Annotated in this window: 24 protein-coding genes; 18 read left to right on the plus strand and 6 right to left on the minus strand. The window is 64.1% G+C overall.

Going from position 1 to position 26311, the window contains the following annotated elements; all coding sequences use genetic code 11:
* Positions 1-46: 46 nt before the first annotated feature.
* The gene (gene secA / locus ACX93L_RS18790; RefSeq protein WP_459406216.1) at positions 47-2764 is read right to left on the minus strand and encodes a preprotein translocase subunit SecA; all 2718 of its coding nucleotides are present in this window, start codon (positions 2762-2764) and stop codon (positions 47-49) included.
* Positions 2765-3008: 244 nt separating this feature from the next.
* On the opposite strand from secA, the gene ACX93L_RS18795 reads away from it, so the two are divergent.
* The 6 genes from ACX93L_RS18795 (at position 3009) to ACX93L_RS18820 (ending at position 7034) form a co-directional block, all read left to right on the plus strand.
* Positions 3009-3869: a peptidylprolyl isomerase gene (locus tag ACX93L_RS18795; protein ID WP_459406217.1), complete on the plus strand. Its 861-nt coding sequence runs from the start codon at positions 3009-3011 to the stop codon at positions 3867-3869.
* Between the two features lie 64 nt (positions 3870-3933).
* Positions 3934-5175: a bifunctional glutamate N-acetyltransferase/amino-acid acetyltransferase ArgJ gene (gene argJ, locus ACX93L_RS18800; protein ID WP_459406218.1), complete on the plus strand. Its 1242-nt coding sequence runs from the start codon at positions 3934-3936 to the stop codon at positions 5173-5175.
* An 8-nt stretch (positions 5176-5183) separates the two neighbouring features.
* Entirely contained in the window at positions 5184-5966 is a 783-nt protein-coding gene (locus ACX93L_RS18805) for a GNAT family N-acetyltransferase (RefSeq protein WP_459406219.1), read from the plus strand.
* Complete coding sequence (mutT, locus tag ACX93L_RS18810) at positions 5963-6376, plus strand: 8-oxo-dGTP diphosphatase MutT (RefSeq protein ID WP_459406220.1); 414 nt, start codon at positions 5963-5965, stop codon at positions 6374-6376. The genes ACX93L_RS18805 and mutT overlap by 4 nt, the downstream gene beginning before the upstream one ends.
* 99 nt (positions 6377-6475) lie before the next feature.
* Positions 6476-6796: a hypothetical protein gene (locus ACX93L_RS18815; protein ID WP_169593956.1), complete on the plus strand. Its 321-nt coding sequence runs from the start codon at positions 6476-6478 to the stop codon at positions 6794-6796.
* Between the two features lie 64 nt (positions 6797-6860).
* Complete coding sequence (locus ACX93L_RS18820) at positions 6861-7034, plus strand: Flp family type IVb pilin (RefSeq protein ID WP_459406221.1); 174 nt, start codon at positions 6861-6863, stop codon at positions 7032-7034.
* Between the two features lie 70 nt (positions 7035-7104).
* Here the strand turns inward: ACX93L_RS18820 and ACX93L_RS18825 are convergent, their stop codons facing one another.
* Positions 7105-8004: a methyltransferase domain-containing protein gene (locus ACX93L_RS18825; RefSeq protein ID WP_459406222.1), complete on the minus strand. Its 900-nt coding sequence runs from the start codon at positions 8002-8004 to the stop codon at positions 7105-7107.
* Between the two features lie 65 nt (positions 8005-8069).
* On the opposite strand from ACX93L_RS18825, the gene ACX93L_RS18830 reads away from it, so the two are divergent.
* From ACX93L_RS18830 to ACX93L_RS18850, 5 genes are read left to right on the plus strand one after another with little or no spacing between them, the layout of a single operon-like run.
* On the plus strand, positions 8070-8846 hold the full coding sequence (locus tag ACX93L_RS18830) for a ComF family protein (RefSeq protein WP_459406223.1): 777 nt from the start codon (positions 8070-8072) through the stop codon (positions 8844-8846).
* Positions 8847-8902: 56 nt separating this feature from the next.
* On the plus strand, positions 8903-9160 hold the full coding sequence (grxC, locus tag ACX93L_RS18835) for a glutaredoxin 3 (RefSeq protein ID WP_169593964.1): 258 nt from the start codon (positions 8903-8905) through the stop codon (positions 9158-9160).
* Between the two features lie 13 nt (positions 9161-9173).
* Positions 9174-10031: a carbon-nitrogen hydrolase family protein gene (locus ACX93L_RS18840; RefSeq protein ID WP_459406224.1), complete on the plus strand. Its 858-nt coding sequence runs from the start codon at positions 9174-9176 to the stop codon at positions 10029-10031.
* Entirely contained in the window at positions 10028-10456 is a 429-nt protein-coding gene (locus ACX93L_RS18845) for a DUF1178 family protein (protein WP_169593969.1), read from the plus strand. Before ACX93L_RS18840 ends, ACX93L_RS18845 begins: the two co-directional genes overlap by 4 nt.
* Positions 10457-11041 (plus strand): DUF3291 domain-containing protein, encoded by a 585-nt coding sequence (locus ACX93L_RS18850; RefSeq protein WP_459406225.1) that lies wholly within the window; start codon positions 10457-10459, stop codon positions 11039-11041.
* Between the two features lie 70 nt (positions 11042-11111).
* Here ACX93L_RS18850 and ACX93L_RS18855 read toward each other — a convergent pair whose 3' ends face one another.
* The 3 genes from ACX93L_RS18855 to ACX93L_RS18865 are packed head-to-tail and all read right to left on the minus strand — an operon-like array spanning position 11112 to position 12904.
* Positions 11112-11663: a DUF924 family protein gene (locus tag ACX93L_RS18855; protein WP_459406226.1), complete on the minus strand. Its 552-nt coding sequence runs from the start codon at positions 11661-11663 to the stop codon at positions 11112-11114.
* The gene (ubiG, locus tag ACX93L_RS18860) at positions 11660-12421 is read right to left on the minus strand and encodes a bifunctional 2-polyprenyl-6-hydroxyphenol methylase/3-demethylubiquinol 3-O-methyltransferase UbiG (RefSeq protein WP_459406227.1); all 762 of its coding nucleotides are present in this window, start codon (positions 12419-12421) and stop codon (positions 11660-11662) included. The genes ACX93L_RS18855 and ubiG overlap by 4 nt, the downstream gene beginning before the upstream one ends.
* 57 nt (positions 12422-12478) lie before the next feature.
* On the minus strand, positions 12479-12904 hold the full coding sequence (locus tag ACX93L_RS18865; RefSeq protein ID WP_459406228.1) for a hypothetical protein: 426 nt from the start codon (positions 12902-12904) through the stop codon (positions 12479-12481).
* Between the two features lie 498 nt (positions 12905-13402).
* On the opposite strand from ACX93L_RS18865, the gene ACX93L_RS18870 reads away from it, so the two are divergent.
* The 7 genes from ACX93L_RS18870 to clpB all read left to right on the plus strand — a co-directional run bounded on the left by ACX93L_RS18870 (position 13403) and on the right by clpB (position 23814).
* Positions 13403-14038, plus strand: a complete 636-nt coding sequence (locus ACX93L_RS18870) for an SH3 domain-containing protein (RefSeq protein WP_459406229.1) — start codon at positions 13403-13405, stop codon at positions 14036-14038.
* A gap of 258 nt (positions 14039-14296) precedes the next feature.
* Positions 14297-15571, plus strand: coding sequence for an aspartate kinase (locus ACX93L_RS18875; protein ID WP_459406230.1), 1275 nt, complete (start codon positions 14297-14299; stop codon positions 15569-15571).
* Between the two features lie 91 nt (positions 15572-15662).
* Positions 15663-17930, plus strand: a complete 2268-nt coding sequence (gene ptsP / locus ACX93L_RS18880) for a phosphoenolpyruvate--protein phosphotransferase (RefSeq protein WP_459406231.1) — start codon at positions 15663-15665, stop codon at positions 17928-17930.
* A 23-nt stretch (positions 17931-17953) separates the two neighbouring features.
* Positions 17954-19033 carry a peptide chain release factor 1 gene (gene prfA / locus ACX93L_RS18885; RefSeq protein WP_459406232.1) on the plus strand — a complete coding sequence of 360 codons (1080 nt, stop codon included), beginning with the start codon at positions 17954-17956 and terminating at the stop codon, positions 19031-19033.
* Positions 19030-19905 carry a peptide chain release factor N(5)-glutamine methyltransferase gene (prmC, locus tag ACX93L_RS18890; protein WP_459406233.1) on the plus strand — a complete coding sequence of 292 codons (876 nt, stop codon included), beginning with the start codon at positions 19030-19032 and terminating at the stop codon, positions 19903-19905. Before prfA ends, prmC begins: the two co-directional genes overlap by 4 nt.
* A gap of 331 nt (positions 19906-20236) precedes the next feature.
* A complete protein-coding gene (locus tag ACX93L_RS18895; protein ID WP_459406234.1) occupies positions 20237-20926 on the plus strand; it encodes a DUF4167 domain-containing protein in 690 nt (229 codons plus the stop codon).
* Positions 20927-21213: 287 nt separating this feature from the next.
* Entirely contained in the window at positions 21214-23814 is a 2601-nt protein-coding gene (gene clpB, locus ACX93L_RS18900) for an ATP-dependent chaperone ClpB (RefSeq protein WP_459406235.1), read from the plus strand.
* A gap of 129 nt (positions 23815-23943) precedes the next feature.
* Here clpB and ACX93L_RS18905 read toward each other — a convergent pair whose 3' ends face one another.
* Positions 23944-25899: a M23 family metallopeptidase gene (locus tag ACX93L_RS18905; RefSeq protein ID WP_459406236.1), complete on the minus strand. Its 1956-nt coding sequence runs from the start codon at positions 25897-25899 to the stop codon at positions 23944-23946.
* Positions 25900-26311 lie beyond the last annotated feature (412 nt).

Below are 26311 nucleotides of genomic sequence, written 5' to 3' on the forward strand. Positions count from 1 at the left end.
CCGAGGCCGCCTTCCGATTTCCATGCCTGTGTTCCGTTCGCCGCCGTCAGGCGTTTTCGAACGCACCGTGGCAATGCTTGTACTTCTTGCCGGACCCGCAGGGGCAGACCTCGTTGCGGCCGATCTTGCCCCAGGTCGACGGGTCGTTCGGATCGCGGTTTTCCGGTGCGACGAAGGGCAGGTTGGAGGTTGCGGAGCCTTCGCCGAAATCGTCCTCGCCGGTGGTGGCGTCGAGATGGTGGCCTTCCATTTCCGGCAGGGCGGGCGCCGGCGGCGTCTCGCGCACCAGTTCGACGCGCATCATCTGCGAGGTGACGGCGTCGCGAAGGTTGGCGAGCAGGGCCTGGAAAAGCTCGAAGGCTTCGGCCTTGTATTCCTGCAGCGGATCGCGCTGGGCGTAGCCACGGAAGCCGACGACCGAACGCAGGTGGTCGAGGTTGACGATGTGCTCGCGCCACAGCGTGTCGATCGTCTGCAGCACGACCGAGCGCTCGACATAGGCCATGATCTCGGGGCCGAAGCGCTCGGCCTTGTCGGCCATTGCCTTGTCGGCCGCTTCGGTCACGCGATTGACGATGTCGTCTTCGGCAATGCCTTCCTCGGCCGCCCAGATCTCGACCGGGAGGTCGAGGTTGAGGGTGACGGCGATCTGCTGCTTCAGGCCGACGACGTCCCACTGCTCGACATAGGCGCGCTCGGGGATATGGGTGCGGACCAGGGTCTCGATGACCTCGTGGCGCATGTCCTCGATCGTGCCAGAGACGTCGGCGGCGTCCATCAGCTCGATGCGCTGTTCGAAGATGACCTTGCGCTGGTCGTTCAGCACGTCGTCATACTTCAGGAGGTTCTTGCGGATGTCGAAGTTCCGCGCCTCGACCTTCTTCTGGGCGCGTTCCAACGCCTTGTTGATCCACGGATGGACGATCGCTTCGCCGTCCTTGAGGCCGAGCTTCTGCAGCATCGAGTCCATGCGGTCGGAGCCGAAGATGCGCATCAGGTCGTCCTGGAGCGACAGGTAGAACTTCGAGCGGCCCGGGTCGCCCTGGCGGCCCGAACGCCCGCGCAGCTGGTTGTCGATGCGGCGGCTTTCGTGACGCTCGGTGGCGATGACGTAGAGACCGCCGGCGGCAAGCGCCTTGGCCTTGAGTTCCTGGATTTCCGCCTTGATCGCAGCGGTCTTGGCTTCGCGTTCGGCGCTGTCCTCGACACCCTCGAGCTCGCGCTCGAGACGCATGTCGATGTTGCCGCCCAGCTGGATGTCGGTACCGCGGCCGGCCATGTTGGTGGCGATCGTTACCGCACCCGGCACGCCGGCCTGGGAAACGATGTAGGCTTCCTGCTCGTGATAGCGGGCGTTCAGGACCTGAAACTTTTCGAAGCCGGTCTGGCGGAGCAGGTTGGCAAGCAGTTCGGACTTTTCGATCGAGGTCGTGCCGACGAGAACCGGCTGGCCACGTTCATGGGCATCCTTGATCTCGGCGATGATCGCCTTGAACTTCTCTTCCGCGGTCCGGTAGACCTCGTCGTCTTCGTCGATGCGCTTGATCGGCAGGTTGGTCGGGACCTCCACGACCTCGAGGCCGTAAATGTTGCCGAACTCTTCCGCTTCGGTCGAAGCTGTACCGGTCATGCCGGCGAGCTTGGAATACATGCGGAAATAGTTCTGGAAGGTGATCGAGGCGAGTGTCTGGTTCTCGGGCTGGATCTGTACCTTTTCCTTGGCTTCGAGCGCCTGGTGCTGGCCTTCCGAGTAACGGCGGCCCGGCATCATGCGGCCGGTGAACTCGTCGATGATGACGATCTCATCGTTACGGACGATGTAGTCCTTGTCGCGGGAGAAGAGCTTGTGGGCCTTCAGCGCGTTGTTGATGTGGTGGACGATCGCGACGTTTTCGACGTCATAGAGCGATGCACCCTTCAAAAGGCCGGCCTGGCGGAGCAGGTTTTCCAGCTTCTCGGTGCCGACTTCGGAGAAGTTCGCCGAACGCTGCTTCTCGTCGATCTCGTAGTCTTCCTCCGTCAACTGCGGAATGAAGGCGTCGATGGTGTTGTAGAGGTCCGAGCGGTCGTCCAGCGGACCGGAGATGATGAGCGGGGTGCGCGCCTCGTCGACGAGGATCGAGTCGACTTCGTCGACGATCGCATAGTTGTGGCCGCGCTGTACCATCTGGCCGCGCTCGTACTTCATGTTGTCGCGCAGATAGTCGAAGCCGAGCTCGTTGTTGGTCGCGTAGGTAATGTCGCAGGCATAGGCCGCGCGACGTTCCTCGTCGGAGAGCCCGTGCACGATCACGCCGGTGGTCAATCCGAGGAAGCGATAGAGCTTGCCCATCGTCGCCGCGTCGCGGCTTGCGAGATAGTCGTTGACCGTGACGACATGCACGCCCTTGCCGGCGAGCGCGTTCAGATAGACGGCGAGCGTCGCCACCAGCGTCTTGCCTTCGCCGGTCTTCATTTCGGCGATCGCATTGTCGTTGAGGATCATCGCGCCGATGAGCTGCACGTCGAAGGGGCGCATGCCGAGGGCGCGGCGCGAGGCCTCGCGGGCAACCGCAAAGGCCGGGACGAGGATGTCGTCGAGCGTCTTGCCTTCGGCGAGCTGCTTGCGGAATTCCTGCGTCTTGCCTGCCAAGGCCTCGTCGGAAAGCGCCTTGATGCTCTCTTCGAGTGCTCCAATGGCGGCTACCTTCGGCTGGTACGAGCGAACGCGACGCTCGTTGGCCGAACCGAAGAGTTTGCGGGCGAGCCCACCGAGACTGACCATTCGACGGTCCTTTCTGACCTTCGTCATGTTTTCGTGCGCGCCCCTGAACCCTGTCGCAAATTCGGCGATTAGGCTCCGAGCCCCGGGAAACGGCTCTGGACGCGCGGTTGCGTGACAGATAAGAGGGGGGTCGAATGATGTCAACGGCGCAGGTCGGCCGGAAAAGCCTGCCTCGCCTTGCCTCTGACAATTTTTCGCCCGATTCGAGCGGTCTTGAAACGGTTCATCTTCCGAAAGGTTTCTTATGCTTCGTTTTCATAAAATTACCCTCGCGGCCTGCGTTGCGTTCATCGGGCTGCAGGGCCAGGTCTTCGCACAGGATGCCGATGCCATCGTCGCCAAGGTCGGCAAGCTCGAGATCACCCAGTCCGAGCTGGATCTGGCGATCGCCAATCTCGACCCGCAGCTCGCCCAGCTGCCGGACGAGCAGAAGAAGGTCGCGGCCCTTTCCGGCGCGATCGACGTCAAGCTGCTCGCCGGCAATGCCGATGGCGAAGGCCTGAAGGACGACGCCGAGTTCAAGAAGCGCATGGCTTTCATCGCCGATCGCGAACTTCACAACCTCTATTTCAAGAAGCATGTCGTCGACGCCGTCACCGAAGACGAAGTCAAGGCGCGCTACGAAAAGGAAATCGCAGCACTTCCCAAGCAGGAGGAAGTGCGCGCCCGCCACATCCTCGTGAAGACCGAGGAAGAAGCCAAGGCAATCATCGCCGATCTCGATGCCGGCAAGGATTTCGTCGAACTCGCCAAGGAGAAGTCGACCGACCCGAACAAGTCTGAAGGCGGCGATCTCGGCTATTTCACCAAGGGACGCATGGTTCCGGAATTCGAAGAAGCAGCCTTTGCCATGGAAAAGGGCTCCTATTCCAAGGTTCCGACCAAGACCCAGTTCGGCTTCCACGTCATCAAGGTCGAGGACAAGCGCGATGCCGCGCCGCCGGCATACGAGCAGGTCGCCCAGCAGATCCGGCAGCTGGTGATGCGCGACAAGTATCTCGCCATCATCGAGAAGGCCAAGGCCGAGCAGAAGGTGGAGATCCTCGACGAAGCGCTGCGCAAGGGCTACGAGGACGTCAACAAGCCTCAGCAGCCGCAGCAGTAAGCGATAGTCTCCCTTTATCACGGGCCCGCATTTTCGCGGGCCCTCCCATTCCAGGCAGCCGAAGATGTCAGCAACCGTTTCCCCACTCGCCCCCACGTCCTATGCCGACATACCGTCGATCCGCGGTGTGCGGATGGCAACAGCCGCCGCCGGCATCAAGTACAAGAACCGGACCGACGTGCTGCTGATGGCTTTCGACCGACCGGCCGCGGTCGCGGGCGTCTTCACGAAGTCGAAGTGCCCGTCTGCGCCTGTTGATCACTGCCGCGCAAGCCTTGGCCATGGGCTGGCCCGCGGCGTTGTGGTCAATTCGGGCAATGCCAATGCTTTCACCGGCGTCAAGGGCAAGGCTGCCACCCAGCTCACCGCCAAGTCGGCGGCAGAGGCGCTGGGATGCGGCGAGAATGAAATCTACCTGGCGTCGACCGGTGTCATCGGCGAACCGCTCGACGCCACCAAGTTCGCCGGGGTGCTCGGAGACATGGCGAAGGGGGCGACCGGTGACTTCTGGCTGGAGGCGGCCAAGGCCATCATGACCACCGACACCTATCCGAAGGTTGCGACCCGTTCGGCCGAGATCGGCGGCGTCACCGTGACCATCAACGGCATCGCCAAGGGCGCCGGCATGATTGCGCCGGACATGGCGACGATGCTGTCCTTCGTGGTGACCGATGCCGACATCGCGGCTCCGGTGCTCCAGGCGCTGCTCTCCGCCGGCGTCGAGCCGAGCTTCAATTCGATCACCGTCGACAGCGACACCTCGACCTCCGATACGCTGATGCTCTTCGCGACGGGTGCGGCGGCGGCCGACGGGCAGACGAAGGTCGAGGATGCGAACGACCCGCGTCTTGCCGGCTTCCGCGCCGCGCTCGACGACCTTCTCAAGGACCTGGCGCTGCAGGTGGTCCGGGACGGCGAGGGTGCGCGCAAGATGGTGGAGATCACCGTCACCGGCGCCGAAAACGATCTGGCTGCGAAGAAGATCGCCATGTCGATCGCCAACTCGCCGCTGGTGAAGACTGCGGTCGCCGGTGAAGACGCCAACTGGGGTCGTATCGTCATGGCCGTCGGCAAGTCCGGCGAGATGGCCGACCGCGACCGGCTGGCGATCTGGTTCGGCGACATTCGCGTCGCCGTCAATGGCGAGCGCGATCCGGCCTATTCCGAGGCCGCCACGACGGCCGTCATGCAGGGCCAGGACATTCCGGTCCGCGTCGACATCGGGCTCGGCGCGGGCAAGGCCACCGTCTGGACCTGTGACCTCACCAAGGAATATGTCGCGATCAACGGTGACTACCGGAGTTGATTGCCGCGATGTCGTCCGTGCCCTCCGATCAGAACCTGCCGCTCGTCCGGCGCCTTGAGGCCGTCGGCTTCAGGGCATGGCCGGCGACGAGCGTTCAGTATGACGGCAGCTGGCAGATCCGCCTGACCGGCGGTCATCCCTCCAAGCGGCTAAACTGCATCGTCGCCCTCGATCCTTCCGACTGCCGCGACATCGGCCTTCGGCTGGAAAAGGCCGCACGCAAGTTCGAGGCCCATGGCCGTCCGATCCTGGTGCGCGAGACGCCGCTCACGCCGCCGCCGCTTATCGACCTGATGAAAGGCGAGGGCTGGGAACGCTTCGAGGAAGTGGTCACGATGACCTGCGATCTCGGTGCTATCGAACTGCCGGGCGATACGCTCGATCACCTGCCGAGCCATGACGTCGGCCGTTATGTCGATGCCGACCTTCTCGTGCACGGCAGCGATCTGGCCCTGAAGCCGGCACTTGCCGAAGTGGTGAGCGGTATCAAGCCGCCGACCGGGCTGTTCGTCATTGAGGAGCCCGAAAGCGGGCCGGTCGCGGTGGCGCTCTGCGTTCAGGACAACGATCTTGCGGGCATCATGTCGCTCGCCGTGCGAGCCGATCGACGCCAGCGCGGTCTGGGGCTCGAAATCCTGACGGCGGCACTGCGCTGGGCGCGGATGCGCGGCGCCCGGACGGCCTGGCTTCAGGTGGTTGCCGGTAACGAGGCGGCGCTTGCGCTCTACGCCAAGCTCGGTTTCGTCGAGGCCTATCGCTATGCCTACTGGCGCAAGGGAGCAGATGCATGAGCAACGGCAACAAGCCCATCCTCCTCGTCGCCGCCTGCGCCCTTGTCGACACCGACAACCGGATCCTTCTGGCGCAGCGCCCCGAGGGCAAGTCCCTCGCCGGGCTCTGGGAGTTTCCGGGTGGAAAGGTCGAGCCCGGTGAAACGCCGGAGGAAACCCTGATCCGCGAACTCGAGGAAGAGCTTGGGATTGCCACCAAAGTGCCGTGCCTCGCACCGCTGACCTTTGCCAGCCACACCTACGAGACATTTCACCTGCTGATGCCGCTCTATATCTGCCGCCGCTACGAGGGCATCGCCCATGGTCGCGAAGGGCAGGCGGTGAAATGGGTGCGCGCCAATGCGCTTCGCGACTATCCGATGCCGCCGGCCGACGAGCCGCTGATCCCGTTTCTCCAGGATCTTCTTTAGCCGTTTCTATAATTTGCCGACGTTCTTAACGCAAAGTTTACAGCCATGGGGCAAAGCTCTTGGCTGTTCATACGTTCAAGCGTGTGTGTGGAGCGTGTCATGGCAAACGAGGATTTCTGGAAGGCCGTAAGGTCGAGAGAACGGTCTTCGCAAAGGTCCGGTAAGACGGGTGTACTCAACCTCGCCCTGCTGTTCGGTACGGCGGCGGTGGCGCTTTCGCTCGTCGTTACACCGATGCTTGCCGGCAAGACCGAGAAGAAGAGCCTGGCTTTCGAGCCGGACCAGTATGACATGATGAGCACCGGTTCTATCCCCAAGGCGGAAGGCGGAAAGCGCTACACCATCCGCCGCAGCGTCCTGCAGGAAACACCTGGATCCGTCTGCATCGTCGACGGCTTCGGAACGGGCCAGGGTTGCTGACCATCCAGAGACTTCATTCCCGTGATCCGGCAAAACGACCGCCGGCGGGTGCCCAGGAGAGACCATGCATCTCGTTCGCAAGTTCTTTGCCGACAACAGGGCCGCGACGGCCGTCGAATACGGTCTGATGGCGGCCCTGATTTCTGTCGCGCTGATCGGCGGGTATGCACAGTTCGCCGACTCGCTGATGAACGTGTTCGGCACCGTCGAAACGTCCGTCAACGGCGCCGGCAACTGATACGACCACACCACCAGGCCGACCTGTTCGCGCGCACCCCCCCGTGCGGGAAGGCGCTAATCCCCGTGTCTCAGCCGTCCCCCTTGCCCGTCGGTGGTTGACCCTTGGTCGGGTCGAGCGCGTCGGCGAGGCGCATTTTCGCGGAGCCCGGTTTCAGCGGCTTCTGCTGGCTTTCGTGGGGCGCCCAGCCTGAAACGTAGATGACTGAAAAGGTGGCGCGGATGCGTCCGTCGGGATCCGAGTATCGTTCGGCATAGCGTTCCGCCGCCTTCAGAAAGAAGGCCCGACCGAGCGGCTTGCGGCTGCGCCCGATCAGCGGATTGGCCATGCCCATCGCCTTCAGATCCCGCATCAGTGCGAAGAGATTGTCGTAGCGGACGGTGTAGCTTTCTTCGTCGATCACCGGCAGGGCGAAGCCGGCGCGCTGAAGGAGCCCGCCGACGTCGCGAATGTCGGCAAAGGGGATGACCCGCGGGCTTGCGCCTCCGTAAAGCTCGACCTCGGTCGTCAGCAGTACGTCGCGCAGTTCGCCGAGCGTTCCGGCACCAGGGATTGCTGCAAGGAACAGGCCGTCAGGCTTCAGGGCCCTGCGAATGCGGACCAGCATACCCGGCGTGTCATTGGTGAGATGGAGCGCAAGCGGGGAGAGAACGAGGTTAACCGATTGAGGCTCGAGCGGGACGTCCTCGAAGGGAGCGACAGTGAGACGTTCGCCAGCCCTGCCGTATTCGGCATGCGTCTCAACACGATCCAGACGGTCGATTTTGCCGGTCTCGAGCGCGAGCCTTGCCGCGACACCGGTCGCGCCATGCAGCTCGACCGCATGCTCGAAGCGGCGCTCGACGATCGCCAGGCGTTCGGCAAGTTCGCGGGCGGCAACCTCCAGCAGAAAGTCGCTGCCGCCCTCCTGTCTGCGGTGTGCCCGCAGCCGGTTCGCCGTCAGCAGGTCCTGATCGAAAAGCCGCTCCATGTGCGTGTGCTCCAGTCGAAAACTCGGTCTGGCAAAGGCGCCGCCGAGCGCCTAAAGTCAACCGCATGCCGGGTCAAATAGTGCAAAAAGCTCTGGGCGTCAGCCTCGCCGTGCCGCTCGGCATCGCGACCGTGCTGCGCGATCTCGTCTTCCCGCCGAGCTGTGCCCATTGCCACGTGCGGACGGAAAGACATGGCGGCCTCTGCGCGCGCTGCTGGTCGTCCCTGCGCCTCATCGAACGGCCGTATTGCGAGGTGCTCGGCACACCCTTCGCCCACGATCCCGGGGCCGGGATGCTGTCGGCGGAGGCGATCGCCCATCCGCCGGTGTTCGACCGGCTGCGCTCGGTGGCCCTGCACGAGGGTATCGCCCGTGACCTGGTGCACGATCTCAAATATCGCGACCGCACGGACCTCGCGCCGATGATGGCGGCGTGGATGGCGCGGGCGGGAACCGAGGCGCTCGCAGACTGTGATGTCGTGATCTCGGTGCCCTTGCACCGTTTCCGCCTGTTCGGGCGCAAGTTCAACCAGTCCGCGGAACTCGGCCGGCATGTGGCGCGACTTGCCGGCAAACGCTTCTGCCCGCAGGCGCTGGTGCGAAAGAAGCGAACCGCCCAGCAGGTGGGACTCACAGCCAATGCGCGGGCGCTCAACGTGCGGGGTGCCTTCGTGGTCCCGGAGGCCATGGCGCCTGAGGTCTTCGGTCGGCACGTCGTTTTGGTCGACGATGTCTTCACCACCGGTGCAACCGTCAGCGCCGCGACCCGAGCACTCAAGAAGGCGGGTGCGCGCGAAGTCACAGTTTTAACCTTTGCAAGGGCAATCTCCGGTCTTATATGACCGCTATACCCATATCCTTTCCGGCATTTGCCGGCTCGTTCCGACCGGAGACATACATGGCATCGGTGACCATCTATACCCGCCAGGGCTGCGGCTACTGCTCGCGCGCCAAGGCGCTGCTCGAATCCAAGGGCGTCGATTTCCTGGAGCACGATGCGACCGGGAAACCGGAGCTGCGCCAGGAGATGATCAGCCGGTCGAATGGCGGCATGACCTTCCCGCAGATCTTCATCGGCGATAGCCATGTCGGCGGTTGCGATGACCTTCATGCGCTCGACCGGGCCGGCAAGCTCGACGCCCTTCTGGCAAACTGAGGAAGAAAGACCCATGACCTTCAAGGCTGCCGCCATCCAAATGTGCTCGGGCGTCGACCCGGAAAAGAACGCCGCCGCCATGGCACGCCTCGTTCGCGAAGCCGCCGGCCACGGGGCGATCTACGTGCAGACGCCGGAAATGACCGGCGCCGTGCAGAAAGACCGTCCGGGCCTGATGGCGGTTCTGCGCGACGAGGAGAATGATATCATCGTGCGGACAGCCGGGGATCTTGCACGCGAACTTTCGATCTACCTGCATGTCGGATCCACGGCGATCGCGCTTGCCGACGGCAAGATCGCCAACCGTGCCTTCCTCTTCGGACCTGACGGGCGCAAGATCTGCACCTACGACAAGATCCACATGTTCGACGTGGACCTCGACAATGGCGAGAGCTGGCGAGAAAGCGCGGTCTACCGGCCGGGCGAAAAGGCGACGGTCGCCGACCTGCCCTTCGCCAAGCTCGGTTTCGGCATCTGCTACGACGTGCGTTTCCCGCAGCTTTTCCGCACGGAAGCCGTTGCCGGTGCGCAAATTCTCACCACGCCTGCCGCCTTCACTCGCCAGACGGGCGAGGCGCATTGGGAGGTCCTGCTTCGTGCCAGGGCGATCGAGAACGGCGCCTTCGTCATCTCCGCGGCCCAGGCCGGGGTGCACGAGGACGGCCGGGAGACCTTCGGCCACTCGATGATCGTCGACCCGTGGGGCAAGGTGCTTGCGTCTGCCGGTGGCAGCGGCGAAGCCATCGTGCTTGCCGACATCGATGTCGCGGCGGTCGGAGCGGCGCGTGCCAAGATCCCGAACCTCAAGAATGCCCGCGATTTCGAGCTCAACATGGAGCCAGAACTCGCGAAAGGGGGCGTCACCGTTTGATCCGCTACTCGCTCCACTGCGACAATGCCCACGAATTCGAGGGCTGGTTCTCGGAAAGCGCCGACTTCGAACGCCAGAAGTCGAGCGGTTTCCTGAGCTGTCCGGTCTGCGGTTCGCTCGAGGTGACGAAGGTGCTGATGGCACCTTCGGTCTCGACCGCGCGGCAGAAGGAGGCGGTACAGGCGCTCGCGGCGAACGAGGTGCAGAAGGAAGCGCTGACCAAGCTCAAGGAGGCGGTCGTCGCGATCCGCGCGAACAGCGAGGATGTCGGTGAGCGCTTTCCGGAAGAGGCCCGCAAGATCCATTACGGCGAGGCGGAGGCCCGCGGCATCATCGGCGAGGCGTCGCTGACCGACGTCAAGGCCCTGGTCGAGGAGGGCATCGAAATCGCGCCCCTGCCGGTCCTGCCGGACGACGTCAACTAAATGATGTCTCACGGCTTCCACCTCGCAATCTACAATTTCGGCATCCATGTTGCAGAATACGGCGATCCCGCGATCGAGGGGTTTCTAACGCGAGAACCGCTGAACTTCGAGGCGGCGACGCGAGCATCGGGCTTCGTTGCGCGATCGGGTTATGACGGGGAACCGGGACCATCGAGTTGGGGGTCGCAGGTCTTTCCACGGTTCCTCTCGGGAAGCGGACGCCAATCCGGCCCATCCTCCCTGTCGCTCTGGCGGGACATCGAGAGCCTGATGGCCTTTTCCTATGCAGGCATCCATGCCGAGGCTTTGAAGCATGCCAGACGATGGAATGTGCCGCAGCAATGGCCCCCGCTTGTGTTGTTCTGGGTCGAGGCGGACCGGCAACCGGAATGGCGGGAGGCGGTCGGGCGGTTCGAGCTTCTGGCCGATCGCGGCGCCTCGGCGACCGCATTCACCTTCAAGCAGGCGTTCGATTCAGACGGTCGGCCCTATGGGATCGACCGCGCCCGCGTCAGGGAGATCGCCGCCATCAATGCCCGAGACCAGGCGGAGCTTCTGCACACCGCCCGGAACCTGCCAGTCTGATGGGGCGCATCCGGTCAACCGTCGGGGGCCGGTCTTTGCACTCCTTGAACTGCGTTTGGGCCGCGGAAACTCACCCCTTGAAACCGCCGCCGTCGAGATAGGCCTGTTCTGACGGGGTTGTCTGACGTCCAAGTGCGGCGTTGCGATGGGGAAAACGGCCGAAGCGGGCGATGATGTCGCGGTGCTCGACCGCCCAGCGCAGGCTTTCCGCATCGCCGGTCTCGTCCTGGAGTGTCGTGAACAGTTCGACGCTCAGTTCCTGATCGGCGGGATGTTCCGAATGCTCGAAGGGCAGGTAGAGGAAGGGACGCAACGTCGGATCGACGGCACGGTCGAAGCCGCGCTCGAGTGCCTCTCGGGCGATCCGGCGCGCCAGGCCGTCGGTGGCGAAGGCATGACCGCTGCTGCGGAACAGATTGCGGGGAAACTGGTCGAGAAGGATCAGGAGGCCAAGTGTCCCCTCGGCCGTCTCCTCCCAATCTTCCATCTCGCCGCGTGCGGCGGAGAGATGCGCGTCAAGAAAACGCTCCCGGATTGCCGCGTCGAAGGCGTCGTCCTTGGCGAACCATTTTTCCGGCCCAGCCTCGCGCCAGAAGGTGAGGACGTCCGAGGCGACGGTCATAAGGCCTGTCCTGCGGAAGGCCGGCGGGCCAGGACCATGTAGTTCACATCGATATCGGGCGAGAGGTTCCACTGGTTCTGCAGCGGATTGAAGAACACACCCTTCATCTCGACCACGTCGAGCCCGGATTTTTCAATCGGCGCCCGCAGTTCTTCTGGGCGGACCAGTTTCTCGTACTGGTGGGTGCCGCGCGGCAGCCAGCCGAGCACATATTCGGCGCCGACGATGGCAAGCGCGGCCGCCTTCAGCGTGCGATTGATGGTCGACACCAGCATGAGGCCGCCGGGACGGACCATCGAAGCGCAGGTGGTGATGAAGAAGTCCACGTCGGCGACATGTTCGACGACTTCCATGTTCAAAACGACGTCGAAGGTCTCGCCGGCTTCGGCGAGCGCTTCGGCCGTCACAGCGCGGTAGTCGACGGCAACCCCCGTCTGGGCGGCATGGGTGCTGGCGATGCCGATATTGCGCTCCGATGCGTCAGCGCCGAGGACATTGGCGCCCATCTTTGCGACCGGTTCCGACAACAGGCCGCCGCCGCAGCCGATGTCGAGGATGCGCAGGCCCTCAAGCGGGCGGTGGGCCTTGGGATCGCGGCCGAAATGGGCCGATACCTGATCCCGGATATAGGCGAGACGGACCGGATTGATCTTGTGCAGCGGCTTGAACTTGCCGGTCGGGTCCCACCATTCCGCAGCCATGGCGGAAAAACGGTCGACTTCGGCCTGGTCGATGGTGGTGCGTGCCTCTGCGCTCATTGCCGGATCCTCTTTGCACGGATAACGCCTTTCAAGTCGGCCTATCGGTCGCCAAAGTCAAGGGTCGGGCTCGTCGTCGTCCGGGCCGCCAAGGAAGCGGCGGTGCGCACGGTCGGGGCTCATGATGCGTCGCAGTAACCTCGGCGGGTGGCCGAACAACGCTTCTTCGAGCTGCGGGAGCGTGTTCTGCGCATGGAGCTCGAACAATTCGTCGTCAAGGTTCACCATGCAGCGGGGGAGGCAGGCGACCGCGACGCCGCTGAGGCCGAGATCGCGCTCCCTGGTGATCGCCTGACCCTGGCGTGGCGTGGCGATCATCGGCCCGCTGCACATCCGATTGCGACGGCACCGGCGAATGCGACAGCCCTGTTCGGGCGTGGTGTTGTGGCGGAGCTTGAGGTGGCAGGTTCCCATGAGCCGCCAGCGGGCCTCGTGGCGTGCTTCACGGGCACGCTCCAGCTCGTAATGATCGCTCTTTGCCATGGCTTGCCTCCTCTCCTGGACACAGGTCATCGTTCACGCGGGCCGAAACCCCATGTCATGCGGTCTTCCCATTCATCCGGCCTGTCGGCCGGGGCGCCCGGCGTGCCGGACAAGGTAGAAACAGTGACACGCAGGGCGCCCCGTTTCGATGATTTTTGCCACCCAATTCCTTTCCCTCTACAGCATCGAGACCGACGCCTTGTGTGCCGCACAGGCACGCCCCTTTTCAGGGAGGGGGATCGCCTCAGGGTAGCCTGCGACATCCCTCCGCGTTTCAGAAGGACCCTTCGCAGCACCGTTCCCGCCTCGCCGGCAACGCTATCCGGTGTATCCATGGCGGGACGTGAACATTGTGGGCGCGCCGGGAAGGGCGGGGAAAACAGAAACGAAAAAAAACGGAAAATGCCGAAGGGAACAAAGGGCGGGCAGCATACGTTCAGCATCGGTTCATTTGCCCGGGCGCATATAAGCACCGAATGGCATCGAGGAGATACCCCAATGAAAAAGCTCACGATTTTCGCAATCGGTGCGGCAATTGCGGCGGCTTTGCCGGGCATTGCCGCGGCCGCAACCGCCTATTCGACCGCGAATGTGAACATGCGGTCGGGGCCGAGCACGCGTTATCCGGCGGTCATCGTCATCCCCGCGGGCGCACGCGTCAACATCCAGGGCTGCATGCAGACCGCCAACTGGTGTGATGTCGCCTATGCCGGTTATCGCGGCTGGGTTTCCGGTCGCTACCTGCAGACGACCTACTCGCAGCGCCGTATCTATGTGGAGCCGGAATACTATCGTCCGCTCGGCATTCCGACGGTGACCTTCTCCATCGGCAGCTACTGGGATCGTCACTATCGCGACCGCGACTTCTACCGCGACCGCGACGACTGGCGTGACGGCTATTATCGTCCGCGCCCGCCGCGTTACGATGACAACGACACCTGGCGTCGTCCGCCGCCGCCTCCGCGGGACTGGGACAATGTCGAGCGGCCGCGCAGCCCGTCCCGCGACGGTGACTACATCATTCGTCGCGAGGGCGGCGTGCTCCAGCCCAAGCGAGACAAGGACAAGCCGCGCAACCGCCAAGACGGACAGGTCATCTGCGACGTGAACGGCGAGAACTGCCGGCGGCTCTAATCGCTGCTGATCGTCTTAATCGACGGGGGCGGCTGAAGGATCGCCCCCTTCTCAAACCATCGTAGGTACCTGCCCCAGCACCCTGTACCCCCCGGGGCAGGTTTGACCGATGTCATCATCGCCATGCCGCGGCATGGCGGGCCATTGAACTTGCCCGTCGTTTTCGATAAGAGACCGCAACTTCGCCCGACGACCGGTTCGTGGGGCGCTTCTCTCAAGGGGTGCCGGCGAGCACCCATCAGCGTGACGGTACAAGGCATGGCTCGCATCGTGATGAAATTCGGCGGAACCTCCGTCGCCAATCTCGAACGCATCTACAACGTTGCCCGGCATGTCAAACGCGAGGTCGATCAGGGCCATGAGGTCGCGGTCGTCGTGTCCGCCATGTCCGGCAAGACCAACGAACTGGTCGACTGGGTGCAGAACATGCCCAAGGTCGCCGGCGCCGACTCCCCGTTCTACGATGCGCGCGAATACGATGCCGTGGTCGCGTCCGGCGAACAGGTGACGTCCGGGCTCCTGGCGATCGCGTTGCAGTCGATGGGCATCAATGCCCGCTCGTGGCAGGGCTGGCAGATTGCCATCAAGACGGACAACGCCCATGGCGCCGCCCGTATCCAGGAGATCGACGGCACCGACATCATCCGCCGCATGGGCGAGGGCCAGGTGGCCGTCGTCGCCGGGTTCCAGGGCATCGGCCCGGACAACCGCATCGCCACCCTCGGCCGTGGCGGTTCCGACACGTCCGCTGTCGCGATTGCTGCCGGCATCAAGGCCGACCGCTGCGACATCTATACCGACGTCGACGGCGTCTACACCACCGACCCGCGCATCGAGCCGAAGGCGCGCCGTCTGAAGAAGATCGCCTTCGAGGAAATGCTCGAAATGGCATCGCTCGGTGCGAAGGTGCTGCAGGTCCGTTCGGTGGAACTCGCGATGGTCCACAAGGTGCGCACGTTCGTGCGCTCGAGCTTCGAAGATCCCGATGCGCCGGGCATGGGCGATCTGTTGAACCCGCCCGGCACGTTGATTTGCGATGAGGATGAGATCGTGGAACAGGAAGTAGTGACCGGCATTGCCTATGCCAAGGATGAAGCGCAGATCTCGCTGCGCCGGCTCGCCGACCGCCCCGGCGTTTCGGCGGCCATCTTCGGCCCGCTGGCCGAGGCGCATATCAATGTCGACATGATCGTCCAGAACATTTCCGAAGACGGCACCCGCACCGACATGACGTTCACCGTCCCGTCGGGCGACGTCGACAAGGCGCTCTCCGTGCTCGGCGACAACAAGGACAAGATCGGCTACGACGTCGTTCAAAGCGAAAAGGGGCTGGTCAAGGTCTCGGTCATCGGCATCGGCATGCGCAGCCATGCAGGCGTCGCCGCGACCGCCTTCCGGGCGCTCGCCGAAAAGGGCATCAACATCAAGGCTATTACCACCTCGGAAATCAAGATTTCGATCCTGATCGACGGTGCCTATGCCGAACTCGCGGTTCGGACTTTGCATTCCTGCTACGGCCTCGATAAGAATTGATTCTCTAAAACGGCATTCGCCTTCCCCGTCATTTCGGGACCCGGGCGGCGAGGCCGTCCGACCCAATGACGAATTCGGGAGCACGTACGCGATGAGAGACCTTTCCGCGGGTCCACGCGTCCTCCTCAAGCGGTTGCGCGAATTGATGGCGGAACCGCTCGAGCCGCAGGAGCGCCTTGACCAGATCGTTCGCCAGATCGCGAGCAACATGGTCGCGGAGGTGTGTTCGGCCTACGTGCTGCGCTCCGACGGCGTTCTCGAGCTCTACGCGACCGAAGGTCTGAACAAGGATGCCGTGCATCTGGCCCAGCTGAAGATGGGACAGGGCCTCGTCGGCACCATCGCGGCCTCGGCGCAGCCTCTCAACCTTTCCGACGCGCAGGCACACCCGGCCTTCCGCTACCTGCCGGAAACGGGCGAAGAGATCTATCACTCCTTCCTCGGCGTGCCGATCCTCCGGGCCGGCCGCAGCCTCGGCGTTCTCGTCGTGCAGAACAAGGCGCAGCGCAACTACCGGGAGGACGAGCTCGAAGCGCTCGAAACCACCGCCATGGTGCTGGCCGAGATGATCGCGACCGGCGAGCTGAAGAAGATCACCCGTCCGGGGCTCGAACTCGACCTGACGCGGGCGGTGACCATCGACGGCGACGGCTACAACGAAGGCATCGGCCTCGGCTATGTCGTGCTGCACGAGCCTCGCATCGTGGTGACCAATCTTCTCAACGAGGATACCGAGACGGAAATCCGGCGCCTTGCCGATGCGCTCGGCTCGCTCAGGATCTCGATCGACGACATGCTGTCGCGCCGCGAGGTGTCGATGGAAGGCGAGCATCGCGACGTGCTCGAGACCTATCGCATGTTCGCCCACGACCAGGGCTGGGTCCGCCGCATGGAAGAGGCGATCCACAACGGCCTGACCGCGGAAGCCGCGGTCGAAAAGGTGCAGAGCGACACCAAGGCGCGCATGATCCGCCTGACCGATCCCTATCTCCGGGAGCGGATGCACGATTTCGACGACCTCGCGAACCGGCTGCTGCGCCAGCTCACCGGCTTTTCTCCGCGCAGCGCCGCGGAAGGCTTCCCGTCGGACGCGATCGTCTTTGCCAGGGCCATGGGGGCCGCCGAACTTCTCGACTATCCGCGCGCCAACCTGCGCGGCCTGGTGCTCGAGGAAGGGGCGGTGACCAGCCATGTGGTGATCGTGGCGCGCGCCATGGGCATCGCCGTGGTCGGCCAGGCGGCCGGCGCGGTGGCGCTTGCCGAAAACGGCGATCCGGTCATCATCGACGGTGACGACGGCAAGGTACACGTGCGGCCGGTGGCCGACCTGCAGAAGGCCTATGAAGAGAAGGTCAAGCTGCGCGCCCGTCGGCAGGAGCAGTTCCGCGCGCTGCGCGACGTCGAGCCACTCACCAAGGACGGCAAGCGTATCACGCTGCAGATGAATGCCGGCCTGCTGGTCGACCTGCCACAGCTTTCGGAATCCGGCGCCCAGGGTATCGGTCTGTTCCGCACCGAGCTGCAGTTCATGATCTCGTCGACCATGCCGAAGGCCGAGGAGCAGGAGAGTTTCTATCGCAGCGTGCTGAAGCAGGCCGCCGGACGGCCGGTGACCTTCCGCACGCTCGACATCGGCGGCGACAAGGTCGTTTCCTATTTCCGCGCGCAGGAGGAAGAAAACCCTGCGCTCGGCTGGCGGGCGATCCGTCTTTCGCTCGACCGTCCGGGCCTGTTGCGCACGCAGCTGCGGGCGCTGCTCAAGGCGGCCGCGGGCGCCGAGCTCAAGATGATGCTGCCGATGGTGACCGAGGTCGCAGAGATCCGGGCTGTGCGCGAACTGATGCAGAAGGAGGTCCAGCACCTCTCGAAATTCGGTCATCCGCTGCCGAAGAAGCTGCAGTTCGGCGCGATGCTCGAGGTGCCGGCGCTGATGTGGCAGCTCGACGAGCTGATGGAGGAGGTGGACTTCGTGTCCGTCGGCTCCAACGACCTGTTCCAGTTCTCGATGGCGGTGGACCGCGGCAATGCGCGCGTGGCGGATCGTTTCGACGTTCTCGGGCGACCGTTCCTGCGCATCCTGCGCGACATCGTGAGGGCAGCCGACCGGCACGAGACGCCGGTGACGCTGTGCGGCGAGATGGCGGGCAAGCCGCTTTCGGCCATGGCCTTGCTCGGCATCGGCTTCCGGTCGATCTCGATGTCGCCGACGGCGATCGGCCCGATCAAGGCGATGCTTCTCGGGCTCGAGGTGGAACAGCTCGGCCGGCATATCAATGCCGCGCTCGACGACCACCACACGCATGTGCCGCTCAGGGACATCCTGGTCGGATTTGCCGAAGACAACAACATTCCCGTCTGATCGAATACAGTTTGGAGTAAAGGGTGGCGAAGCTTCCTGTCGAGAAAATGCGCGAACTCGAACGCCGTTTCGGCGAGATAGAGGCGCGCATGTCCGCCGGACCGGCGGCCGACGTCTATGTGAAGCTGGCGTCGGAATATTCCGAACTGCAGCCGGTGGTGAAGAAGATCCGCGAGTACGAGGCGGCGATCTCCGAGCTTTCCGGGCTCAAGGCGCTACTCGCCGACCGGGGGACCGACCGCGAGATGCGCGAGCTCGCCGAGATGGAGCTGCCCGAGGTCGAGGAGCGGATCGAGGGGCTCGAGAAGGACATGCAGATCCTGCTCCTGCCGAAGGACGCGGCCGACGAAAAGAGCGCGATCCTCGAAATCCGGGCCGGCACCGGCGGCTCGGAAGCTGCACTTTTCGCCGGCGACCTTTTCCGCATGTACGAGCGCTTTGCCAGCACCAAGGGCTGGAAGGTCGAGGTTCTCTCGGCGAGCGAGGGCGAAGCCGGCGGCTACAAGGAAATCATCGCGACGATCACCGGGCGCGGGGTGTTTTCCAAACTGAAGTTCGAATCCGGCGTGCACCGCGTCCAGCGCGTGCCCGAGACGGAGGCAAGCGGCCGGATCCACACCTCGGCGGCGACCGTCGCCGTGCTGCCGGAAGCAGAAGAGATCGACATCGAGATCCGCCCGGAGGACATCCGGATCGACACGATGCGCTCGTCGGGTGCCGGCGGCCAGCACGTCAACACCACGGACTCGGCGGTGCGCATCACTCACTTGCCGACCGGCCTGATCGTCACCTCGTCGGAAAAGTCGCAGCACCAGAACCGCGCCAAAGCCATGCAGGTTCTGCGGTCGCGTCTCTATGACATCGAGCGGCAGAAGGCCGACAGCGAAAGGTCGGCCGATCGCAAGAGCCAGGTCGGCTCGGGCGACCGGTCCGAGCGCATTCGCACCTACAACTTTCCCCAGGGGCGCGTCACGGATCATCGTATCAACCTGACGCTCTACAAGCTCGACCGGATGATGGAAGGTGAGATCGACGAGATGGTCGATGCGCTGATCTCGGATTACCAGGCGGGTCAGCTGGCCCAGCTCGGCGACCAGACGTGAGCGGGGCGGAAGCGACGATCGCTTCGCTGCTGGCGGAGGCCCGCCGCCGCTTCGCGACCGTCGAAGGGCTCGACGATCCGGCGACCGAGGCCCGGATGCTGATCGGCGGGCTGCTCGGGCTCAACCAGACCGATTTCGTGCTACGCGGTGCAGAGCCTGTCACGAGTGCCGATGCCGCCCGTATCGAGGCGGCGATCCGCCGGCGCGAGGCCCGCGAGCCGGTCCACCGCATTTTCGGGCGCCGGGAATTCTACGGCCTCGACCTCGCGCTGTCGCCCGACACGCTGGAACCGCGGCCGGACACGGAAATCCTGGTCGACACGGTGCTGCCGTGGGTTCGACGACTCGTTGAGCAAAAGGGCAGCGCGCGGATCCTCGATCTCGGCACGGGAACCGGGGCAATTGCGCTGGCGCTGATCAAGGAATGCCGCGAGGCGCGGGCGGTCGGCGTCGATATTTCTCCCGGCGCCCTTACAATTGCCACAAGCAATGCCTATCTGAACGGTGTGAACGAGAGGTTCGAGACCTGCGAAAGCGCATGGTTCGACAAGGTCGAAGGAAGCTTCGACATCATCGTGTCAAATCCGCCCTATATACCGACCCGCGTGGTCGAGACGCTGGATCCGGAGGTCAAAGACCATGATCCGCGTGCCGCCCTCGATGGCGGCGAAGACGGCTTAGAGGCCTACCGCGCGATCGCGGCAGATGCGGCGCAGCATCTGCTGGAAGGCGGGGCGGTCGCAGTCGAAATCGGCTACGACCAGAAGCTTAGCGTCATTCAAGTCTTTGAGGAAAAGGGTTTTTTCCTTTCGGAGGCGCGACAGGACTATGGCGGCAACGACCGTGTCCTGCTCTTCGTCAAGAAGGGCTGATCTGCATTTGCTGCGTACGCTAAGGATATTTTGGCTTTTGGAAGAAAAAGGCTTGGTTTTCGTAAGGAAGCGTAATAGTTTGCGGGCACGCAACGGGCAGCGGGGAATGAACGAGATTCGTTCGGGTCTGGGTCTGCTTCGATTTCGGCTCGTGACAGGGCTACACGGGGCGCGGAAATCCCGGTGCGTAACTCAGTAAACTTGACTATCACCAGCGGCACAAAAGCGATGGCGCAGTCTGCCCGCGGCACGCATAGCCTTGGTCCGGTCCAACCAGAACCAACAGCGTTGCCATCTATCAGCACAACAGAAGAATTCAGGTGAATCATCTATGAGGCCAGGACAGCAGAACAAGCGTGGTCGGGGGCGTAACAATGGCGGCGGCGGTGGCGGCGGCGGCGGTGGAGGCAACTTTAACCGCAAGGGCCAGAATCCGCTGACCCGGACCTATGACAGCTCCGGCCCCGATGTGAAGATCCGCGGCACTGCCCAGCATATCGCCGAGAAATACGCCACGCTCGCCCGCGACGCCCAGAGCGCCGGCGACCGCGTCATGGCCGAAAACTACCTGCAGCACGCTGAGCACTACAACCGCATCATCGCCGCCGCCCAGGCGCAGATGCAGGAACGCTTCCAGCGCGAGGACCGCGACGACCGGGATGACCGCAACGACTACGGCGATCGTGACGGCGACGACATGGACGGCATGGAAGACGTCGGCGGCGCTCCGCAGCCGCAAGCACAGGCTCAGCCCCAGCAGCAGCGGTCGCACCAGCAGCCGCGCCAGCCGCGCCGCGAGGTCGAAATCGCCGGCACCGGCCCACAGCCGGTGATCGAGGACATGCCGGCCGAGGCGGCAGCCGCCGCTGCGGAGAGTGCAGCCGAAGAGACAGGCGAACGCCAGCCGCGCCGCCGTAACACACCGCGCCCGCGCCGCCAGCCGCGTCGCGGCAATGCAGAAGAGGGCGGCGAAGCCCAGGCTTCCGCCGAGGCGCCGGCACTTGAGGCCGCTTCGGAGTAAGCGCTCCGCACAGGTGACAGACCAGGGCCCCTTCTTCCGACCGGGAGGAGGGGCTTTTTGCATCCATGGGGCGAGACGGGGTGTTTCGGAGGACTTTCCGAGGCGGTGCTTGCCGATCGTCAAGGGTCACCAATTTTGCTCCAAATCGCTCTTTAAACGCCGAAAATGCCTCCCCATATCACGGTCAAGGGGACGGCGACGTCCCGCACGGTCCGCCTTGTCAGGGGGCCGTATCTCAACCGCCGCGCTGTGCCGATCGGGCAGGGCGGCTACCGGAGACAGGCACGATGAACATCGAAAAATATTCCGAGCGCGTCCGCGGCTTCCTGCAGTCCGCCCAGACGCACGCACTTTCCGAAGGCCACCAGCAGTTCACCCCCGAGCATGTGCTGAAAGTCCTGCTCGATGACGACCAGGGCATGGCGTCCTCGCTGATCGCGCGCGCCGGCGGCGACGCCAAGGAAGCGCGGATCGCCAACGACGCCGCCCTCGCCAAGCTGCCCAAGGTTTCGGGCGGCAATGGTCAGGTCTATCTGTCCCAGCCGCTGGCGAAGGTCTGCACCACCGCGGAAGAAGCGGCCAAGAAGGCCGGCGACAGTTTCGTCACCGTCGAACGCCTGCTGCTCGCGCTGGCCATCGAATCCTCCGCCTCGACATTCCAGACCCTCAAGAAGGCCGGCGTAACCGCGCAGGCACTCAACCAGGTCATCAACGAGGTCCGCAAGGGCCGCACCGCCGACAGCGCCAATGCCGAGCAGGGTTTCGACGCGCTCAAGAAATATGCCCGCGACCTGACGGCGGAAGCCCGTGAGGGCAAGCTCGACCCGGTGATCGGCCGTGACGACGAAATCCGCCGCACCATCCAGGTCCTGTCGCGCCGCACCAAGAACAACCCCGTGCTGATCGGTGAACCCGGCGTCGGCAAGACGGCGATCGCCGAAGGCCTTGCGTTGCGCATCGTAAACGGCGACGTGCCGGAGAGCCTCAAGGACAAGCGCCTGATGGCACTCGACATGGGCTCGCTGATCGCCGGTGCCAAATATCGCGGCGAGTTCGAGGAACGGCTGAAGGCCGTTCTCAACGAGGTGCAGTCGGAAAGCGGCGAGATCATCCTGTTCATCGACGAGATGCACACGCTGGTCGGCGCCGGCAAGGCCGATGGCGCGATGGACGCCTCCAACCTGCTGAAGCCTGCCCTTGCGCGCGGCGAGCTGCATTGCGTCGGCGCGACCACGCTCGACGAGTACCGCAAGCACGTCGAGAAGGATGCGGCACTGGCCCGCCGGTTCCAGCCGGTCATGGTCGACGAACCGAATGTCGAGGACACCATCTCGATCCTGCGTGGCCTCAAGGAAAAATACGAGCAGCACCACAAGGTGCGGATCTCCGACTCGGCGATCGTCGCGGCCGCGACGCTGTCGAACCGCTACATCACCGACCGGTTCCTGCCGGACAAGGCGATCGACCTGATGGACGAGGCCGCCTCGCGGCTGAGGATGCAGGTCGACTCGAAGCCCGAGGAACTCGATGAGCTCGACCGCCGCATCATGCAGCTGAAGATCGAACGCGAGGCGCTGAAGAAGGAAACCGACAGCGCGTCCGCCGACCGGCTGAACCGGCTCGAAAGCGAAGTGACCTCGCTCGAGGAGCAGGCCGATGCGCTGACGGCGCGCTGGCAGGCGGAAAAGCAGAAGCTCGGCCTGGCCGCAGACCTGAAGGGCAAGCTGGACGAGGCCCGCAACGAACTGGCGATCGCGCAGCGCAAGGGCGAATTCCAGCGCGCGGGCGAACTGACCTACGGCGTCATCCCGGCGCTGGAGAAGCAGCTGGCCGAAGCGGAAGCCCAGGACAGCTCGACCAATGCCATGGTGCAGGAAGTCGTCACGCCGGATGCGATCGCCCATGTCGTCTCGCGCTGGACGGGTATTCCCGTCGACAAAATGCTGGAAGGCGAACGCGAAAAGCTGCTTCGCATGGAAGACGAACTGGCAAAGTCTGTCGTCGGCCAAGGCGATGCGGTGCAGGCGGTGTCGCGTGCGGTCCGCCGTTCGCGCGCCGGCCTACAGGATCCGAACCGGCCGATCGGCTCGTTCATCTTCCTCGGCCCGACCGGGGTGGGCAAGACCGAGCTCACCAAGTCGCTCGCCCGCTTCCTGTTCGACGACGAAACGGCGCTGGTCCGGATCGACATGTCGGAATACATGGAGAAGCATTCGGTCGCCCGGCTGATCGGCGCACCTCCCGGCTATGTCGGCTATGAGGAAGGCGGTGCACTTACCGAATCCGTCCGCCGCAAGCCGTACCAGGTCGTGCTGTTCGACGAGATCGAGAAGGCGCATCCGGACGTGTTCAACGTGCTGCTCCAGGTGCTCGACGACGGTCGCCTGACCGACGGTCAGGGCCGCACCGTGGACTTCAAGAACACGATCATCATCATGACCTCGAACCTCGGCGCCGAATACCTGACCGGTCTTCGCGACGATCAGGACAGCGAGGCGGTTCGCGACCAGGTGATGGACGTGGTGAAGGCATCGTTCCGTCCGGAGTTCCTCAACCGCGTCGACGAGATCATCCTGTTCCACAGGCTCCGCCGTGCGGAGATGGGGGCGATCGTCGACATCCAGCTCAAGCGGTTGCTGGCATTGCTGGCCGAGCGCAAGATCGCCATCGAGCTTGCCCCGGACGCCCGCGAATGGCTGGCCGACAAGGGCTACGACCCGGTCTATGGCGCACGGCCGCTGAAGCGGGTGATCCAGAAGTATGTCCAGGATCCGATGGCCGAACAGATACTCTCGGGCACGATCGCCGACGGCGCGACCGTCCGCATCGCCGCGGGTTCCGACCGGCTGCTGTTCACGACGGTCAAGGCGGTCAGCGAAGCGGCCTGATCTTAGCCGAAATTTCCAACAGACAGGAAAGGCGGTCCCGCAAGGGGTCGCCTTTTTGTCGTGCGGACGAGCGCCGTGCGTGAGGACCGACTGCTAATGTCACAGGCTGCCGGGCCTGGTTCAAGGATCTCAGTTGCTGGCGACTTCGGGAGGCTTGCCGCCGCCCTCGAGCAGGGCGTCGATGCGCTGGCGCTCGGTCTCGAACTTGGCGAGGGTTTCGCCCTCGAGCGACTTGCCGCCGGGCAGGCGGACGCGCAGCGGGTCGACCTTGGTACCATTGACGATCAGCTCGTAGTGCAGGTGCGGACCGGTCGACAGGCCGGTATTGCCGACATAACCGATCACCTGACCCTGGCGGACCTTGGCGCCCGGCGTGACGCCCTTGGCGATGGCACTCTGGTGGTTGTAGGAGGTGACATAACCGTTGGCGTGCCGGATCAGCGTCTGGTTGCCGTAGCCGCCCGAATCCCAGCCGGCCTTTTCCACCGTGCCATTGCCCGACGCGATGATGGGCGTGCCACGGGGTGCTGCCCAATCGGTGCCGGTGTGCATGCGTGAATAGCCGAGGATCGGATGGCGACGCATGCCGAAACCGGACTTGAACACGCCGTTCGGCACCGGGTTGCGCAGCAGGAACTGGCGGATCGATTTGCCTTCCTCGTTGAAGTAGTCGACCGAATTGTCGGCCGGGTCCTGGAAACGATAGAAGGTCGTCACCGTGTCGCCGAAGCGGGCCCGGACATAGAGCAGTTCGCTGTCCTCGGTCGCGTGACCCTCCTCGTCCTCGACCGAGAAGAAGGCCTCAAGCGTGTCGCTCGGCTTCAGCTGCGCCTGGAAGTCGACATTGGCGGCGAGCAGCTTGATCACCAGGGCCGTCATGTCGCTGTTCATGCCGTAGGACAGGGCGGCCCGATAGATCCCGTCATAGACGCGGGGCAGGTCGCGGGCCGTCGAGGGGACCTGCGGCGCACGCTCGTCGAAGGCCGTGGCGATCGCGTCGAGGGCCGGCGGCTCGGAGCCCGTGACGAGGCGGCCGGCATCGCTCACCGCAAGCGTCACGACATGGGTCGCGCGGCGGTAGAGGCTGATGCGGACGATCTTGACCTCCTCGCCGCGCTGGATGATGCCGATGCGCAGCACGTCGCCTTCGGACAGTTCCTGGCCGCCGGCATAGGGTTCGAGCGCCTTGGCGATGTCGCCGGCCTTGGCCTTCGGGTAGCCGGCCGCCATCAGCACGGCGTCGGCGGTCTGGGGACGGCGCACGGGCAGCACGTCGTCTGCATATTCGGGCGTTTCCGGCGTCAGCATTTCCGGCTCGGAGACGGTCATGTTCTGCTCGACGATGCGGGCGGTGAGCCCGGCGGCGAGGTCGACGCCCGAGGTCTCGGTGTCGAAGCGTTGCGGGTCGATGTAGTAGAGGGCGGCGACCTGGGTCGAACCGTCGGTCAGAACCGAACCGTTGGTGCGGACGTTTTCCTCGACCTCGTCGAAGCTCATCTCGCCGGCGAAGGGGCGGCTGGCGCCGCCGGTCGGAAAGGGCGTGGTCTTCAGGCTGACCTCGGATTCGACATCGGAGCCGTAGAGGGTGCCGGTACGGGTCGCGGCAGGCGCAACCTTCTCGTCGGTGGCGAAAATCGCCAGAGGGTCGAAGGGCGGATAGTTTTCCTGGGTCTTGTAGTTGGCGGCGAGCGCCATCTTCACATGGGCGAAGGGCTGGCGGCGGACCACCTCGCGTTCGCCGTCATGGGTGACGGTGGAAACTTCGAGGATTGCCTTGTCGACCGGACGGGCGGCAATCTTCGGACCGAAGAGGCGGGCGCCGCGGCTGACGGTGTCCGCCTCCAGGCCGGCCTTGTCCCCGTCACCGGTCACCGCATAGGCTTCGGCCGGGATCGCCAGCTGCTGGCGGCCGTCGAGGGCGGCGAAGAGGGCGACGCCCATCAGGATGCAGGAAGTGATGCCGGTGAGGAAGGTGCCGGACAGCCAGCGCAGCGAAATCTCGCGCCGATCCGGCGCGCGATGGCCGTCGGCAAGGATCGGCGGTTCGCTTCCAAGCGATCGCACCATGTTGCGGTCGTTAATCATCCGCGCGGCATCCGTGCTTTCCCCATGAACCCCGCCCACGTGTCACGCAGGCCGGCCAACATCTGCATGTTTCGACGCGCCCCGTCAAATCCCGGGGTGCCTTGAGGAGCCCGCGCGGTTGCCCGTGCGCGAGGCAGGAGGCACCCGCGCGTGTCCTCAAGCGTGCTCTAGATCATGCAATTGTGAAAATCCCGGGACGGAAAGATGGCATGCCGGTGGCCCGGGGTCGGATGAGCCTCTAAGACCGGGCGATATTCACGTCCCTCGGCCTGCTTCCTATCGTGTTTTATGGAATTTCCATTTCTTATCAATGGTTTGTTTGATTTTTGGATTTTTTACGACGGACGTTGTTGACATCTTTGTGGGGGTGGATCTATAACCCCGCTCACTGACGAGGGCGGCGGCGCTGCTG

Source organism: Rhizobium sp. CAU 1783 (genome assembly GCF_054551725.1).